Annotated in this window: 16 protein-coding genes; 11 read left to right on the top strand and 5 right to left on the bottom strand. The window is 34.2% G+C overall.

Features of this window, described 5'->3' with window-relative positions:
• The first annotated feature begins 2 nt into the window (after positions 1–2).
• Complete coding sequence (locus tag HM983_RS08375) at positions 3–986, top strand: PorP/SprF family type IX secretion system membrane protein (RefSeq protein WP_179344968.1); 984 nt, start codon at positions 3–5, stop codon at positions 984–986.
• On the opposite strand, the gene HM983_RS08370 is transcribed toward HM983_RS08375, so the two are convergent.
• Positions 983–1,552 carry a DUF4251 domain-containing protein gene (locus tag HM983_RS08370; protein WP_179344967.1) on the bottom strand — a complete coding sequence of 190 codons (570 nt, stop codon included), beginning with the start codon at positions 1,550–1,552 and terminating at the stop codon, positions 983–985. The two genes, HM983_RS08375 and HM983_RS08370, sit on opposite strands and share 4 nt — an antisense overlap.
• A gap of 275 nt (positions 1,553–1,827) precedes the next feature.
• On the opposite strand from HM983_RS08370, the gene HM983_RS08365 reads away from it, so the two are divergent.
• From HM983_RS08365 to HM983_RS08335, 7 genes are all read left to right on the top strand, one after another.
• On the top strand, positions 1,828–2,598 hold the full coding sequence (locus tag HM983_RS08365; RefSeq protein ID WP_179344966.1) for a T9SS type A sorting domain-containing protein: 771 nt from the start codon (positions 1,828–1,830) through the stop codon (positions 2,596–2,598).
• A 148-nt stretch (positions 2,599–2,746) separates the two neighbouring features.
• Complete coding sequence (locus HM983_RS08360; protein ID WP_179344965.1) at positions 2,747–3,613, top strand: hypothetical protein; 867 nt, start codon at positions 2,747–2,749, stop codon at positions 3,611–3,613.
• Entirely contained in the window at positions 3,610–8,004 is a 4,395-nt protein-coding gene (locus HM983_RS08355) for a fibronectin type III domain-containing protein (protein ID WP_179344964.1), read from the top strand. Before HM983_RS08360 ends, HM983_RS08355 begins: the two co-directional genes overlap by 4 nt.
• Before the next feature lie 243 nt (positions 8,005–8,247).
• Complete coding sequence (locus tag HM983_RS08350) at positions 8,248–8,529, top strand: hypothetical protein (protein WP_179344963.1); 282 nt, start codon at positions 8,248–8,250, stop codon at positions 8,527–8,529.
• 48 nt (positions 8,530–8,577) lie between these two features.
• On the top strand, positions 8,578–9,408 hold the full coding sequence (locus HM983_RS08345) for an alpha/beta fold hydrolase (RefSeq protein WP_179344962.1): 831 nt from the start codon (positions 8,578–8,580) through the stop codon (positions 9,406–9,408).
• Positions 9,409–9,431: 23 nt separating this feature from the next.
• A complete protein-coding gene (locus HM983_RS08340; protein WP_179344961.1) occupies positions 9,432–9,734 on the top strand; it encodes an HPF/RaiA family ribosome-associated protein in 303 nt (100 codons plus the stop codon).
• 2 nt (positions 9,735–9,736) lie between these two features.
• The gene (locus tag HM983_RS08335) at positions 9,737–10,186 is read left to right on the top strand and encodes an arsenate reductase family protein (protein WP_179344960.1); all 450 of its coding nucleotides are present in this window, start codon (positions 9,737–9,739) and stop codon (positions 10,184–10,186) included.
• 10 nt (positions 10,187–10,196) lie between these two features.
• Here HM983_RS08335 and HM983_RS08330 read toward each other — a convergent pair whose 3' ends face one another.
• On the bottom strand, positions 10,197–11,315 hold the full coding sequence (locus HM983_RS08330) for a DEAD/DEAH box helicase (RefSeq protein WP_179344959.1): 1,119 nt from the start codon (positions 11,313–11,315) through the stop codon (positions 10,197–10,199).
• An 89-nt stretch (positions 11,316–11,404) separates the two neighbouring features.
• Between HM983_RS08330 and HM983_RS08325 the strand changes: the two genes are divergently transcribed.
• Together HM983_RS08325 and HM983_RS08320 are read left to right on the top strand one after the other, a co-directional pair.
• Positions 11,405–12,214: a DUF1853 family protein gene (locus HM983_RS08325; RefSeq protein ID WP_179344958.1), complete on the top strand. Its 810-nt coding sequence runs from the start codon at positions 11,405–11,407 to the stop codon at positions 12,212–12,214.
• Positions 12,214–12,777 carry a pseudouridine synthase gene (locus tag HM983_RS08320; RefSeq protein ID WP_179344957.1) on the top strand — a complete coding sequence of 188 codons (564 nt, stop codon included), beginning with the start codon at positions 12,214–12,216 and terminating at the stop codon, positions 12,775–12,777. Before HM983_RS08325 ends, HM983_RS08320 begins: the two co-directional genes overlap by 1 nt.
• 95 nt (positions 12,778–12,872) lie before the next feature.
• Here HM983_RS08320 and HM983_RS08315 read toward each other — a convergent pair whose 3' ends face one another.
• Together HM983_RS08315 and HM983_RS08310 are read right to left on the bottom strand one after the other, a co-directional pair.
• On the bottom strand, positions 12,873–13,583 hold the full coding sequence (locus tag HM983_RS08315; protein WP_179344956.1) for a hypothetical protein: 711 nt from the start codon (positions 13,581–13,583) through the stop codon (positions 12,873–12,875).
• 142 nt (positions 13,584–13,725) lie between these two features.
• Positions 13,726–15,237 carry a DEAD/DEAH box helicase gene (locus HM983_RS08310; RefSeq protein ID WP_179344955.1) on the bottom strand — a complete coding sequence of 504 codons (1,512 nt, stop codon included), beginning with the start codon at positions 15,235–15,237 and terminating at the stop codon, positions 13,726–13,728.
• 132 nt (positions 15,238–15,369) lie between these two features.
• Here HM983_RS08310 and HM983_RS08305 point away from each other — a divergent pair, with 132 nt between their 5' ends.
• A complete protein-coding gene (locus HM983_RS08305) occupies positions 15,370–15,939 on the top strand; it encodes an ExbD/TolR family protein (protein ID WP_179344954.1) in 570 nt (189 codons plus the stop codon).
• Here the strand turns inward: HM983_RS08305 and HM983_RS08300 are convergent.
• Positions 15,936–16,346 carry a 3D domain-containing protein gene (locus HM983_RS08300; protein WP_179344953.1) on the bottom strand — a complete coding sequence of 137 codons (411 nt, stop codon included), beginning with the start codon at positions 16,344–16,346 and terminating at the stop codon, positions 15,936–15,938. The two genes, HM983_RS08305 and HM983_RS08300, sit on opposite strands and share 4 nt — an antisense overlap.
• Between the last annotated feature and the right edge of the window lie 16 nt (positions 16,347–16,362).

Here is a 16,362-nt window from a genome sequence, read left to right as displayed (position 1 = left end):
AGATGAAACATCTAACACTATATATATTATTCTTCGCTATGTCTATTGGATATGGTCAAGAATTAAACTTGCCTGTATTTACCCAATACTTGGCAGATAATGATTTTGTGATTTCTCCAACTTATGCAGGAATTGGAGATAATTTAAAAATAAGAGCCAATGGGTTAACACAATGGGTTGGAATTAAAAATGCACCAGATAATCAATCCATTTATGCAGATTTTAGAATTTCCAATCGTTCTGGAGTTGGTGTTTCGGCCTATAATGATAAGAATGGAAATACAAGACAGAAAGGAGTTAAGTTTTCGTTTGCACATCATTTGATTTTAGATTATAAATCCAAACAATATCTATCTTTAGGTTTATCCTATAACATTAATAGTTTTAGGATAGATACAGAGAATTTTAACACAACTTATGATGTCCCTATTGTTGATCCAAGCATTGATGGCGATCGAGCTATAAGCAACAATAATTTTGATGCTGGTATCCTCTATCGTTACAAAGCATTTTACATTAGCTTGAATGCCAACAATCTCATTTCAAAAGATATTGATGATTTTACAGGAGTTGAGCCGTCTCAATTATTAAACTATCAATTATATTCAGGATTGGTTCTTAGAAGCAAAACCAACAAAAATATCGAATTTGAACCTTCAGTATTTTTCCAATTATTTGATAGCGATAACCGATCGAGTACAGATCTCAACTTTAAATATCGAAAATTTAACAGAGATGGCGATTACTATTGGATAGGTGCTTCTTACCGTTTTTTAAATGATCAATTTTTAAATCCACTTAATATCGGTCCTATGGCAGGAATATCATATCATAACATATACTTTGCTTATTCATATCAGCTAACCATCAATGATCTTTCTGGCTTCAACTCAGGAACTCATATGATCACAATAGGTTTGGATTTGTTGCAGAGCGCAAGTAATTGTCCTTGTACTAAGGGCACTAGCAGAAGTCAATACCGCTAATTTTCAATCTTTTCGACAATAGAAAAAACGCCATTGTATCGAATAGTCGTTCTGTTGAGACTATTAATAATAACGGTTGCTTTACGATTTGGGAATAAAATCATTGTCACCTCACACTCCTCTGAATCGTTGGTAGCTCTAAAATTCAAGGTTATATTTTGCTTTTTATCATTTTCCTCAATTTTTAATTTCCGAGGGCTCCCTTCGAGTTCTATTTTTCCATTATTAATACTGCCATACGTCGGATTTCTTAACTCTCCATAATACGACAATTCAGAATTTACCGAATCTTTTGAGATATACATATAGTCGTTTCTATCATTTAAATAAATCCTACTACTCACACTCCCTGTTTGTCTCAGTAAATAATTTGATGCGGCTACAAAACCAAAAGTTTGTGTTGGTGAAGCAGATTCGGCCTCAAATCTAATAGGCGATGTTAATATAGACGTCTTTAAATCGTTAAAAGCAGCTCTGTCAGATTCCGAAATATTCTCTTTAGATGCTCCACAGTTCAACAAAAGCAAACAAAACAAAATACTGATTGTAAAACTTGTCCTTTTCATACTCTTAAGATAAATTATTTTGTACAAATAGAATTCAAAAAAAATGTTAATAATTCGTAGCTTAATTTTTGAAAAATTAAATGGATTGAGCCAAACATGGAAGAATTAATTAGATTTTAGTTACTATTTGCAACTTAATACCAATTTATATTCAATTAATCGAAAATAAATAGTATCGAGAAAATGATGAAGTAATTTTAATTACTGATATAATTGATTATAGCGTTCATTTAATATCAGCCCTCATGAAGTTATTATTATCAAAATCTCTTTTATTGTCATGTTTTCTCGTAAGCTTTTCACCTATAGCACCCACTCAACAAGAAGCTCAAATTGTTAAAAATTCTGTTTTTACTCATTTAGGCTTAGTTACAATAGAAATTAAGGATTCTCAGAAAAATTTTTCAACTGATATTTATTTCAACACCAATGCGTCTCAAGGTTTGGATCTTGGCTATGACGCCTCTTTGATAGGAGGTGTAGCGCCTCCATTCTCAGTTTACTCATTTCTAGTAGAAGAAAATGATGGAACACCAATGGGAATTCAGTCATTAGGTGAGAACGAGTTGGGCAATGTCACCGTTCCTTTGGGAATCAATTCAACAGAAACACAACAGATAGAAGTCAGTATAAAGGAAATAACAATACCTGAATCAGTATTTGTATATCTTGAAGATAAATTAACCGGAATGTATACACTTCTAAATGATGAGAACTATACGTTTTTTCCTGATGAAAACATGGCCAATGGAGAGAGGTTTCTTGTGCATTTTGAATCTGAACTATTAGATATTAATATGTTTAAATCAAATCTCCCAGAAATTACTTTTAATCAAAACCTAAAACGTATTGAGGTTAAGGGTTTAGTGGGAGAAAAACAGCTAATTGAAATTTTAAGTTTATCTGGTCGTAAAATTAGCTTCAAAATGTTGAATGCAAATAATTTAAGTTGTTCTATTGATGTTTCTACTTTAACAACAGGTATTTACATTATAGTTATCAAAAATTTCGGATATCAGCGTTCTCAGAAGGTCTTAATTCATTAAACATGATCCTCCGAAATCAAGAATTAGACTTTGAAATGTCACTTTTCAACCTTTATAAAAATTATTATTTCATTTAAAAGAGTTATTAATCCATTAAACGATTTTAATTCGAATCTCATTTTCAAATGATTAGTTTTAAGTGCTCTAAATGAAAAAGATTAATCTAATATCGCTTATAAAAATCTGCGCTTTTACCGTTTTTCTAGGTAGAGCCTATCAATTTTATTTTTTTGGAGCACCATTTCGAGCAATTTTATGGGATGAGAGCCTTTTAACTCCGATAGTTGAAGGCTTGTCCGATTACACATGGTATGATTATGCTACAAGCGAATCTGTAAATACATGGATAGATGGGTTTACAAGATTTTGCGGTATAATTTTGTTTTTAGGTGCCATTACTAGCCTTTTTTGGGATAATTTAAAATATCACCTTTTCAAAAAAATCATTCTGGTATTATCGTTGTTAATTCTCGTAATTCTAGGGATTTGCATGGTAAAAGACAGTAATTATGATATTTTGAAATTGTTTGAATTGAGCATGCAATTTGCGGCACCCATCATTCTTTTATTGTATGGTTCAAATATGAATAGCAAAAAAGTACTGCTCATTTTGAAAATAACCACGGCACTAACTTTTATTCCTCATGGTTTATTTGCCATGGGACTAATTTATCTACCAGGTCATTTTGTGGATATGACAATTTTGATATTTGGAGTGAATGAAGCTCAAGCTACATCATTTCTTTTCATTGTTGGTTTATTGGATGTCATCTGTTCGTTTCTTATATTTATACCAGGTATATCAAAATACGTACTTATTTATATGGTATTTTGGGGTTTTGCTACAGCCTTTGCTCGAGTGTTTGCTGGGTTCAATCAAAACTTTTTATGGTCTTCCCTGCATAATAATGCTTACTTAACGGTATATAGGCTTGCGCACGGATTTGTGCCGCTAATTGCTTTGCTATTAGAACATAATGCAAAAAAGGAAAAGATAAAAATTACAACCCCATGAAATTTAAAACAATATTAATATTTCTTTTTTTGGCCACCTTTCTATTTGGGTTTGGCAATACAGATAAATACCGCTTGATATTACGGAGTGATCCTGCTACGACCGCTACCGTGGGATGGAATCAAATTTCTGGGAATGATCCTATTCTATATTACGGCACAACGGATTTTGGAACCACAGTTGGTTCTTATCCTTTTTCAAAAAATGTGGATAGATCACTTATTTATAAAGGTATGAACAATCAATTCGTAAGGTTAACTGGCCTCACTCCTAACACAAACTATTATTTTGTTATTGCAGATAGCGAAGGCACTAGCCAACGTTTTTGGTTTAGGACTGCACCAGATGACAATAGTAGACTATCTTTTATTGCAGGTGGCGACTCTCGAAACAATAGATTACCAAGACAGGACGCTAATTTGCTGGTAAGTAAACTAAAGCCACATGCTGTTTTCTTTGGTGGTGACATGACGGACACCAATAGTGAATCTGAATGGAGGGAGTGGTTTGACGATTGGCAACTCACTATAGCCAGTGACGGCAGAATGTTTCCTATAGTTGCTGCTCGTGGAAACCACGAGACAGATGACAATACAATTTATAATTTATTTGACTCGCCAAATGTTACTGGTGCTTCTAACACAGATACTTATTTTGCAATAACTTTTGGTGATGATTTAATTAGAGCATATACATTAGACACCAATATTTCAGTTTTAGGTAATCAAAAAACTTGGCTAGAAAACGATTTACAAGCATCTTCCCAAATTACTTGGAAAATGGCACAATATCATAGACCAATGCGCTCTCATAACAGCCTCAAATCTGATGATAATAGAATTTATACAGCCTGGGCTAATCTTTTTTATGATTACGGGGTGAAATTGGTCGTTGATTCAGATTCACATATGACCAAAACAACATGGCCTGTTAAACCATCATTTGAGCCTGGAAATGATTTAGGCTTCGTTATTGATAAAAATAACGGGACTGTATATGCAGGCGAAGGTTCTTGGGGAGCACCACTCAGACCAGATGACAGACTTAAAAGTTGGACAAGGAACTCAGGTACATTCAATCAGTTTAAGCTCATATTTGTCGAACCTTCTATGATGGAATTAAGAACAATAAACGTCAGTAATGCCAGCGAGGTTACAGAAGTTTCAAATACAGATCCCTTTACATTGCCTACCAATCTTAACATATTTTCACCTCCAACAGGATCTGTTGTCACAATTTCAAACGCAGCTTTAGCATCATGCCCACCAGAAGGAGCCCCTTGCGATGACAATGATCCCACTACAGTTTACGATGAAGAAGATGGTGCTTGCAATTGTATTGGGATTGAAGAGAACAGTTTAACCCTCAAAACAACACGAGTTTCTGTTGATTCGGATGATGCCGAAGAATTCGTTGCGACTGGTGTTGTTGAAATTGGTAGTTCAGACTTAGAACTTATCAATGATAATGGTAATGACCAACTTGTGGGTATAAGATTTGATAATATAGATATTATTGAAGGCGCAACTATTCTAAGAGCATACATTCAATTTCAAACGGATGAGACAGATTCTATTTTGGACCCAACAAATCTCGTTATTAGAGGTGAATTAGCCCCAAATAGCAATACTTTTGCAAATAATAGTCATAATATTTCTAGTCGAACTTTAACTAACGCTTCAATTAACTGGGACGATGTAGGAAAATGGGGGAAGCAAAATTTTTCAGAATACTCACAGCAAACGCCTAGGATTACCAATATCGTTAATGAAATTTACTCTCAACCTGGTTGGATTTCTGGCAATTCAATGACATTTATTATTTCTGGGACAGGAAGGCGGGTTGCTGATGCCAGGGAAAGTGGTGCTTCTATTGCTCCTCGATTATTATTGTTCTACGATAGAAATTGCCCGATAAATTCAATTGTTCCTAGCGTTCAAAGTTCTTGCGACGATTTTGATGATACATACTCTCAAGATTTAATTATCGAATACTCCAATGCTCCAACTAATGGAACTTTAATAGTCAATAATCAAAGCTTTCCAATTGGCACAAGTCCTCAGACAATTACATTAACCGGTTTAACTGCAGATGGCTTAGATGTGAATGTTAATGCTTACTTCTCAGAAAATCCAATTTGTAATTTTAGTGAAGATACTCTTTTTGAAGCACCAAGCAAATGCAGTTTAGGGGGCATTCCAGATAATTATGCTGATGATAATATTAACTTGGCCTTACTTTCAGAAGCTATCGTTAGTGGATCTGTTAGTGACGGTAGAGGAACGCCAGAAACTATTTTATACGATCCAGATATAGGAGAATATCATATAATTACTGATTATAATGAATATGGTGTAGGTTTTGAAGAAAATATTGGAACACCAAATATTAATGATGCCTTTGAATGGAGAGTCAATTGGCCTAACGTAAAATATATCAATTATTTAACTATTGGTGGTTCGTATTCAAATCAAGACCAATCTCAAACGATTTGGCGCATTAGCTATAGAAGAGATGGTATTTGGAATATTCTGGAAGAAGGTCAAGGCGGATGGTTAGATAATGGCATATACCAATGGGGAGGACCATCGACGAATCCTATTGAGGCGGATGCAATACGCGTTCAATTGTATAGCGACGGGCAAAATAATGTTGTTAGTGTCCACTTAAGAGGTCGCGGAGCAGATTCAAATATCGAAAAAGACAGCAGCACCACTCCTAAAGCAACATTAATTCAATATTTATCACCTGGCAATAGCTGCAACGTTAATGTACCGGAAAATGCTATGCTATACTGTAGTGGAGAATGGATTTATGGGGATGGACCTACAGAAACAACTGGGCTAAAAGATATTTTAGTTGGGGATGGAACTTATATCGTTACAGAAGATAGTGAAATCATTGTTAACCATATTGAAATAGCGTCGGGAGCAAGTTTGATTATTGAAAAGGGTGCTAGCTTAACCGTGAATGGCAATCTGACCAATAACGGTAGCTTGGAATTACAATCCAATTCTACCAAATACTCTAGCTTAATCGTTAATGGTACAAGTTCGGGTGAAGTGCGCTATAAACGTCATGTCAATGCTTATAATGGTACTACAGGTAATGATCTTATTGTTCCACCTGTAACAGGTCAAACTTTTGGAGATTTTAATATGGCAAATCCAAACTTATTTGCCAACCCTTCAAATCCTGACCAAAAGTTATTTGGGCCATTTAATGAATCTTCAGGTAATTATCAAACTTATTTCGCATCCACTGATAGTGGTGCAACCTTAGACAAAGGTGTTGGTTATCGGGCAGCAAGAGATACTTCAAAAGATGGAGCAAACGGAACAACTCTTGAGTTCTCTGGAAATGTAGAAACTACAAGCTTTAGTATCCCAATAACTGAATCTCAGTCTTCATTCAGCGGATGGAATTTGATAGGAAACCCCTACCCTTCCTATATGGATTTCGAAACCTTCTTTAATCTAAATAAAGACGAACTGGATGCTGGTGCGTTGAAAGCCGTTTATGGTTATGATGGTGATGCTACCAATGGTTGGACCATTCTTAATAATGTGACTAGTGGTGTGTTAATTGCACCTGGCCAAGGTTTCTTTGTTAAAACAAAATCTGGAGGTGGTACAATAAATTTTACACCAGCAATGAGGGTTAAAGGAAATACAGACGATTTTATTACAGGTAGAAATAATTTAGGTCTGGTAAAAATTGAAATAGCAAATAGTTCAGACACATTCGAAACAGATATTTATTTCAACACCAATGCTTCAAGAGGTCTTGATTTAGGTTATGACGCTTCTTTGTTTGGTGGTTCAGCCCCTGATTTTTCAGTATACACAATGTTAGTAGAAGAAAATACAGGTATTCCGATGGGTATACAGGCAATTGGTGAAAATGATATGAATGCTGTTGTAATTCCGTTGGGGATCAATGCTATACAAGGTCAAACAGTTTCGGTTAGTCTATCACAAATGTCCATACCAAGCTACGTCGATATTTATCTCGAAGATAGGGAGAAAAATAATTTCACCTTATTGCATGATGATAGTTATAATTTCACTGCTGAAGAAAATATCTCAAAACCGGGACGATTTTTTATTCATTTTGAATCTCAAGTATTAAGCACAACTGAGGAAGAATTAAATGACCTGATTATTTACACCAATCAATTAGATAAGTCTATAATTATTGAAGGACAGCTTAGCGACAAATCCATCTTCACGATTTATGACATTAACGGTCGGGTCCTTAGAACTAAAGATTTGAATGCGTTTGAAACAAAACAAATTATAGAGGTCAATAATCTCTCGTCTGGCATCTATATTGTTCAAATTAATAATGGAATTAACGAAAAACGAATTCAAAAGATAGTATTAGAATAATAAGTCTTTCGTTGTAATTATTAGTCAATTCAGTTATCAAATAAGCTCAGTTACAGACTGGGCTTTTTTATGACTTTCATTCAAGTTAACATTTGTTGTTTTGAAGATAATCAAATCTCTTTATAAATACGATATTGATATAGAAAGAATGAAAGGCGTTTCTATCATTTCTTAAAGTACTATTAAAACCTATGGCAGAACGCTCAATCTCATTTATATTATAATAATTAAAACACATAAGAGATGAAAAATAAAGAGAACGAGAAAAAATACAATTCAGATATTACAAAAGAAGATTTGAATACTTTGGGCGAAAAAAATAAGCACATGCGAGATAAGGAAACCGATGATGCTCAACTCAAAAATAGAACCAAAGACGTCGATTTTACAGGAAAAGGTTTAGATGTACCAGGTAGAGATTTGCCTCGTAACAGGCCAGAAGAAAAACTCAAAGACGAAGAAAATCAATTGTACAGTCAAGGTTCGGAATCTAATTCTAACTTAGAGGATAGTACAGAGCGTTAAAATTCTGAAGGTCGAAATAAAGAAAAACTAATTAAAACACCATTAAGAATGCCATTTTTAACAAACGAAACAGAAACACAAAATATAGATTTATTTTTTGAAGACTACGGTCATGGACAGCCTGTGATTTTAATTCACGGCTGGCCATTAAGTCATAAAGCATGGGAACAACAGATTTGGGCCATTGTAGAAGCTGGATACAGATGTATCGCTTACGATAGACGAGGATTTGGAAACTCTTCCGCACCTTGGAGATCATATGATTATTCTAGTTTAGCTTCAGACCTTAATTCTATTATTACTCAATTAGAATTAAAAAATGTAATTCTCGTCGGATTCTCAATGGGTGGTGGTGAAGTTGTAAGATATTGTACCGATTATGGTACATCCAATATTGACAAGGTTGCTTTAATCAGTTCAATTATTCCACTTGTAGCCAAAAAAGACGATAATCCAAAAGGTGTGCCGCAAAAAGACTTGGATGGTATAATGGATGCATTGGAATCGGATCGCGTAGGATTTTTGAAAGAATTCCATAAGAATTTCTATAATTATGGTAATCTGGAAGATGGAGCAAGCGAAGCACAATTACATTACGATTGGTCCATTGCTTCTCACGCATCACCTACAGGAACCATCCAAGCAGCAAAAGCTTGGGCAGAAACTGATTTTAGACCAGAACTAAAGAATGTAGATGTTGATACATTAATTATCCATGGTGACGCTGATAACATAGTGCCAAAAGAAACAGCTGGTGATCAGGCAGCGGAAGGAATAAAGCATAATTCTTATCATGTCATTAAAGATGCGCCACATGGACTTAATGTAACTCATGCGTCTATTTTAAATAAATTTTTACTCGATTTTTTAAAGAAATAAACTTAACTTAAAACAAAAATATAATGGAAACAGTATTTGAATATCATGATGTAACAGCCAGCGATCGGTTGGAGACATTCACAAAAAAGAAATTAGAACGTATTTTTAACCGTTATGAATTCGTTATTCGCGCCGATGTGTTTTTTAAAACAGAAAATACTAGTAGCGACGAAACCGGAATGAAATGTGGTATTAGATTAAGCGCACCAGGACCCAGATTGTTCGCGGAATCTTCTAATGATACTTTTGAAGAATCAGTAGCTGATGTGGTTGACGAACTTCTTAGACAATTGGATAAGCGTAAACAAAAAATGAAAACATACTAAACATGGGAATTATAAGTAGAGATAAAAATCAAATCAATTGTATTTATTCCAGCACTTCAGATTTTGGTAAATCACTTCCAGGTTATCTGGAATCTGCTGAAAAAGATATTTTGCTAACAGATATTACAGAAAACATGCCAAGTAGTTCGCAATGGCAGGAATTGGCACAGACTTTAAATAAAAGTATCAAAGATTTCATCAACACGGCTCAGGTCGATAAGTTAGACGATGATTCTGAATATAACGAAGATAATTATTTAAAGATTTTAGAAAACAATCCAAATGCCATGCGAGGTGCCATAATTATTCATGGTGATAATACTGAACATATTGTGAATACCACAAAAGTTTTGGATTATTTTGGCGTAGATTCTGCAGGCCTAGAAAAAACCTTTCACACGGAAGAGCCTATCACCAAAAGCACAACAAAAGGTGACAAATTCATAAAATAGTTGTAATTGATTACATAACAATTTCCTTAAAAGAAATTCCTAAAGTCCTCTGAATATCGAGGACTTTTTGCATTTCGCCTGGTATGATTAATGCAATGGATTGTCCTGTTTTACCAGCTCTTGCGGTTCTTCCGCTTCGGTGAGTATAGTAATCCATTTGTTCTGGCAATTGATGATGCAAAACAAAAGCTAGGTTATTAACATCAATGCCTCGTGCAGAAACGTCTGTTGAAATCAACACTTGTAAACTCTCGTTTTTAAAAGCTCGCATCACTTTATCACGTTCTTTTTGTTGCATATCACCTTCAAGTGCATCAACTGCAAAACCTTCTTCTGTCAATTGCTTTGCTAATTGTCTAGCGCCAGCTTTGGTTCGGCAGAATATCACACCTCTGTCTTCTGGCCTTTTGTCCAGAATACGAATGATCATATTCGTTTTGTCTTTAATATTTGTATGAATGTAATGATGTGAAATATTCTCATTCACCAAACTATTTTTATTCACTTCAATCCTAACAGCATCTTTAGACATGTAATTTTTGATAATACTTTTAATCTCATCTGGCATCGTAGCAGAAAATAGCCAAGTGTGTCTGTTAGATGTATTATATTTTAAAATTTTGTTCAATTCTTCTTTAAAACCCATACTTAACATCTCGTCCGCTTCATCCAAAACTAATGTTTTCACCTTTGAAATATCAAGCGCATTACGTTCAATTAAATCTAATAGTCGTCCAGGTGTGGCCACCACAATATGTGTTGTTCTGCTTAAGGATTTTATTTGTCGGTCAATTTTCTCGCCACCATATACTGCTTCTACAAAGATTTTACCATCGATATATTTAGTGAATTTAAAAAGTTGCTTTTTTATCTGTTGTGCCAATTCACGCGTTGGTGCGATAACTAAACCTTGTATTTCCTCTTTATTATTATCAATAGAGTGTAAAAGCGGAAGCCCAAAAGCAGCGGTTTTTCCAGTACCTGTTTGAGCCAAACCAATTAGATCGGTTTGAGTTTCCAAAAGTATAGGTATAACCGTTTTCTGAATTTCAGTCGGGTTAACAATTTTAATTTCTTTAAGTGCTTTTATAAAAGGTTTTTTAATACCTAAGTCCGAAAATGTTGTCATAAATTTATATTATGCGACAAAGGTAATGAACTCATCTTGACTTTTTGTTTTTAACCGGAAATGAGTTTAATACGTATATTCGTGAAAACATGGATTTTAAGACATTTTTACATTATCAAGGCTTTTTAGAAACACCACTCCTCTGGTTTGATGATGACGTATTTAGTCTAAAACAATTTAAGAATGATGATTTTAAAATTGAATCTCATTACCAACTGGAATTTCAAAACCGTCGATTGGGAAAATTAACTGAAGCATTCACTTGTCATCAACTAAAGCAAAATAGAAATATTGGATGGATTGCCGAGAATCTACAAATCCAAAACGGTAAGCAAACCATCGGAGAACTGGATGCACTGTTTCATTATAAATCTCAAACTATTCATTTAGAAATTGTGTACAAATTCTATCTATTTGATACCATACAAACTTATGCAGACCCACTCGCCTATTGGATTGGTCCAAATAGAAAAGATACTTTAATTTACAAACTACAAAAGTTGAAAGGGAAGCAGTTGCCATTACTATTAAATAAGTATTGTGAACCATATTTAAATAAATTCAACTTGAAAGCTGAAAACATAAATCAATATGTTTCATTTAAAGCACAGCTATTTTTTCCTTATCAGGTTGACACTATTCAACTTGATAGCTTAAACAGGTCATGCATTTCAGGATTTCATCTTTCATTCAATAAAATTGAAACGCTGAAAGATTTCAAAATGTATATGCCATCGAAATTAGATTGGCTCATTATTCCGCATAATGAAGTGAATTGGCTTGGTTTTGATGAAGCAAAGCTTAATATTAAAAAAGAAATAACTAATCAACGCTCACCTATGATTTGGCTAAAAGATAAAAATAATCAACTAAAAAAAGGGTTCATCACATTTTGGTAATGCATCACAAATATTTCAAAATATATAAACCCTACGGTTATTTAAGTCAGTTTGTGAATCATCAAAACAAACGACGAAACAAAAAGTTGCTCAGTGATTTATTCGATTTACCTAACAATATCATGGCTGTAGGTCGTTTAGATGAAAAATCCGAAGGTTTATTGTTGCTTACTACGGATGGGAAATTCAGCGAATACATCAGAAGTCCAAAAATTGAAAAAGAATACCACGTTATGGTTGATGGCGAAATTACTCAAGAAACCGTCAATAAATTAAAAGATGGTGTTGAAATTTCAGTTGACGGAAAACCGTATAAAACACAACATTGCAAAGCCGAAATATTGAATAATACTTCACATATTCATGACCGTTTTGTACGCGACGAGAGGCATGGCAAAACCTCATGGCTTTCAATCACCATAACCGAAGGTAAATTTAGACAAGTACGCAAAATGACTGCTAAAGTGGGTTTTCCCACATTAAGATTGGTGAGAGTACGAATTGGAAATTATACACTGAGTGACATGCAACCAGCGGAAATAATTCAGTTCAACAAAGAATAAGAAACCAATCCCTTACGAAAATCTAAAATCAAAATTGTCATTGCTGCCAAGGCAGAAATGACAACAAGGTATTTAATGAGTGATTTAAATATGTTTTATTTATTATCGTTAGAAGCCTGTTCGTCAGAAGATGCAACTTTATCTTTTGGCTGTATAATGGTTTTTTCATTATTAAAGATAATGGTTGCCTTTACACCTGTAAGCAAATTCCATTCTTTAGAAGAAATCAAGTTTCCTTTATCGTCATATACCACAAACTCTGCCGTATTAGGACCGGAATCACCTTGATTTAAAGCGACAATATCGATGGTATTTTTACCATCCGCCAGATTCACCTGTATTTTGCGGTAACTAGAGGTAAGCAGCACATTACGCTCTACCATTACATCATTAATAAAAATCTGAACACGGTCACCATCTGGGTATTGATGGTCTCGACAAATGATATTTACAAATTTGGTGTCGACACGGTGTTCGCCCAAAAATTGATCGTCCATAGTTCTAATGATGCCACCTTTTTCAGCTTCTTTATTCCAACGTTTTTCAAAAATTTGTCCTGGGCTAATAAGTCCATCATCGTGAACCATAGAGAACGGTTTTTCAGTCTCTTTAATAATAAACTTTTTTTCATCACCTTTAGAAATACCACCAAGCTTGTTAATCTTTCCACCAGCAGCTGCTGAGTCTTTGTCTTTTTTTGGAGCAACTTTTATTTTTAATGGCGTAGAATCCTTTTCCTTTTTGGATGTTTCTGCAGGAATACGAATAGACTTATTTTCCTTATCCTTAACTTGTGCAAAAGCCATTGTGCCGCACAAAGTACAGATAAGAAAAAATAGTATTGTAAATGAATTTGTTTTCAAAGTTATTGTCATCTGATATAATATACCATAAATCATACCTACTTCAAAATAAACGTATAAAAGTGCAAAACCTTACAAAAAAAAGTTAAAACTTACCGTTAAAACTTATTCTTAACTTTCTATTGTACTCTTCAAATAACCAGTCTTTATAGTTCTGAGTACTATTCATGATGCAGTAACAATATTTTTTTATACGATACGCAATATCATCCTGAAGTAATTTTGCCAAATCTCTTGCATCATAAACATCTTCGCTGTTTTCAATACACATTTGAGAATGCTGTGCAATAGACCGTTCAATTACAGTAAAGGATTTTTTATTAAGGCTAATGACGTCTTTATATTCAGCTTTTACATCGAAATCTATAGATTCAGATTTTTTGAATTTCTCTTTTAGAACGCTAGGCATTACATATACAAAATCTTGTTCTATGGTTTCGTCATCTGCAATATTCTCAAGATAAAAATCAGGATATTTAAAAATATGTTGCCAATCAACTGGCTGGTCCCATGGGCCAAAACGGGCAACATTATTACCCAAATCAATCACTTGAAACGTATCTCTATCTTTATAAATACGGCTGCCACGACCAATCATCTGGAAGTACAGCGTTAACGAACGCGTAGCTCTGTTTAGAATAATGGATTCAACTGAAGGTTCATCAAATCCTGTGGTTAAAATACTCACCGAAGTTAACACCGCATCAGGTGTTTTTTTAAACCATTTTAAAATATCCTTTCGATCCTGTTTACTGGCCGTATTGTCTAAATGCCTAACATTGTAACCTGCCTTCTTAAAGGTGTAAAATACTTCCTTAGACGTATAAATTCCATTATTGAAAATCAGTGTCTTTTTACCCTTTGCCATTTCCTCATAAGCCATTAATAGCTTAGACTGCATGACATTGTTAGTGTATAGAGCTTCAGAAGATTTTACCGTATAATCACCATTGATGCCTATTTTAAGCGTGGTCAATCCAACATCGTAATTATGGACTTCTGCATTAGCTAAAAAGCCATTTTTAATCAAGGTGGAAATATCGTCACCCACAATAAGTTGATCATAATTATCCTTCATGGGCAACTTTATGTTACTGCTTAACGGTGTGGCTGTTACGCCAAGAATGAAGCATTGATCAAAAAACTTAAATAGTTTTCTAAATGAGTTGTAATGTGCTTCATCAATAATGACCAGCCCTACATTCTTAAGTTCAAAATCTTTGTCCGACAGACGGTTGTTTAGTGTTTCAACCATCGCGACAAAACATTTGTACTCATCTTGATCTGGTAGGGTTTTTACCTTACTATTAATAACTTTATTTTTAACATTAAAGCCAGAAAGTACATTCGAAGTCTGTTTGCACAATTCTACTCGGTGAGTTAAAATTACCACCTTTTTATGGTGCGTTTCAATATATCGTCTTACAATTTCAGAAAAGATAACCGTCTTGCCACCACCCGTGGGTAATTGGTATAAAAGGTTGAAGTTATTGGATTCCTCGTTCATTACATCGAAAATGCGATTGAGATCCTTTATTTGATAGTCATAAAGTCTTTTCTCGGTCGCAGTTTCTTGTATGCTTTGGATTTCTGACATGTATTGATTTTGGTAACGTGTTAATTTTGCAAAAATAGCACATTATAAAGGTTCTTTACCTCAATTGTTAACAACATTTAACAAAACGGTATCGTTTTTGTGATTCAAATTATTCACCAAAACCTTTTAATCATGAAAAGATTTAGACGAAATTCCGAAACAGTTAACGCAGGGTCTATGGCAGACATTGCTTTTTTACTCCTTATTTTCTTTTTGGTTACAACGACCATTTCAGCAGATAAAGGCATTCTGAGGAAATTACCAGCAGAATGTCCATCAGGATCTGAATGCTCAGATAAAATTGCAGAACGTAATGTATTACGGATTGCTCTCAATAAAGAACATGAGATTTTGATTGAAGATGAAAAGGTTGAAATTGAAGACATTCAAACACTAATTAATAATTTTATTGATAATAATGGAATGGATTCTTGTGACTATTGTAATGGTCCGCAGGACGTTGAATCCTCTGACCATCCTAATAAAGCAGTCATCTCGCTAAGCTATGATGCATTAACTAAATATGATTTTTTTATAAGGGTACAAGATGAGATCACTAAAGGATTCTATGATTTGAGAGCAAATTATGCCAAAAAGAAGTTTAATAAATCACCAGAAAATTTATCAAAAACCGAATTACAAGTTGTTAAAAAGGCTTATCCATTTGTAATTTCAGAAATACAGATAAAGCGTGAAGATTAAAATATCGAATCCTTAGGCTCAATACAATAGGTTATCAAAAGCTTCTTTTTGCCCCATTTTCTAGCTTTTTTCACATCGACACCCATATAGATATCGATACGTTTTCGATAACGCCTGTTCATTTTATCCTTTACAGTAAATAGGCTGTCAAATCCTTCGAGTTTCACTTTGGTATTATGCACCAAACCAGAATCTAATAAATCTCGGGAGACAGCAATATAGCGCAATCCTGGCTTCAAGCTATCTCCAAAAGCAGTGATATTAGGATTAAAGTTGGTTTGATACGCTAAAGAATTATAGGCTGTAGCAGTAACTTTCATGCTTTTTGCCACACATCTTTCTTCTCTATCATTACAACCAATTGTAATAACCAGTAAAGCAATTGTAAGAGCTACTCTCCTGTCCATGCAATAAATATAAAGT

The sequence above is a fragment of the Winogradskyella ursingii genome, from assembly GCF_013403975.1.
Lineage (GTDB): Bacteria > Bacteroidota > Bacteroidia > Flavobacteriales > Flavobacteriaceae > Winogradskyella > Winogradskyella ursingii.
Note: the sequence above shows the minus strand (reverse complement) of the source record. Positions and strands in the feature narration are given on the sequence as shown.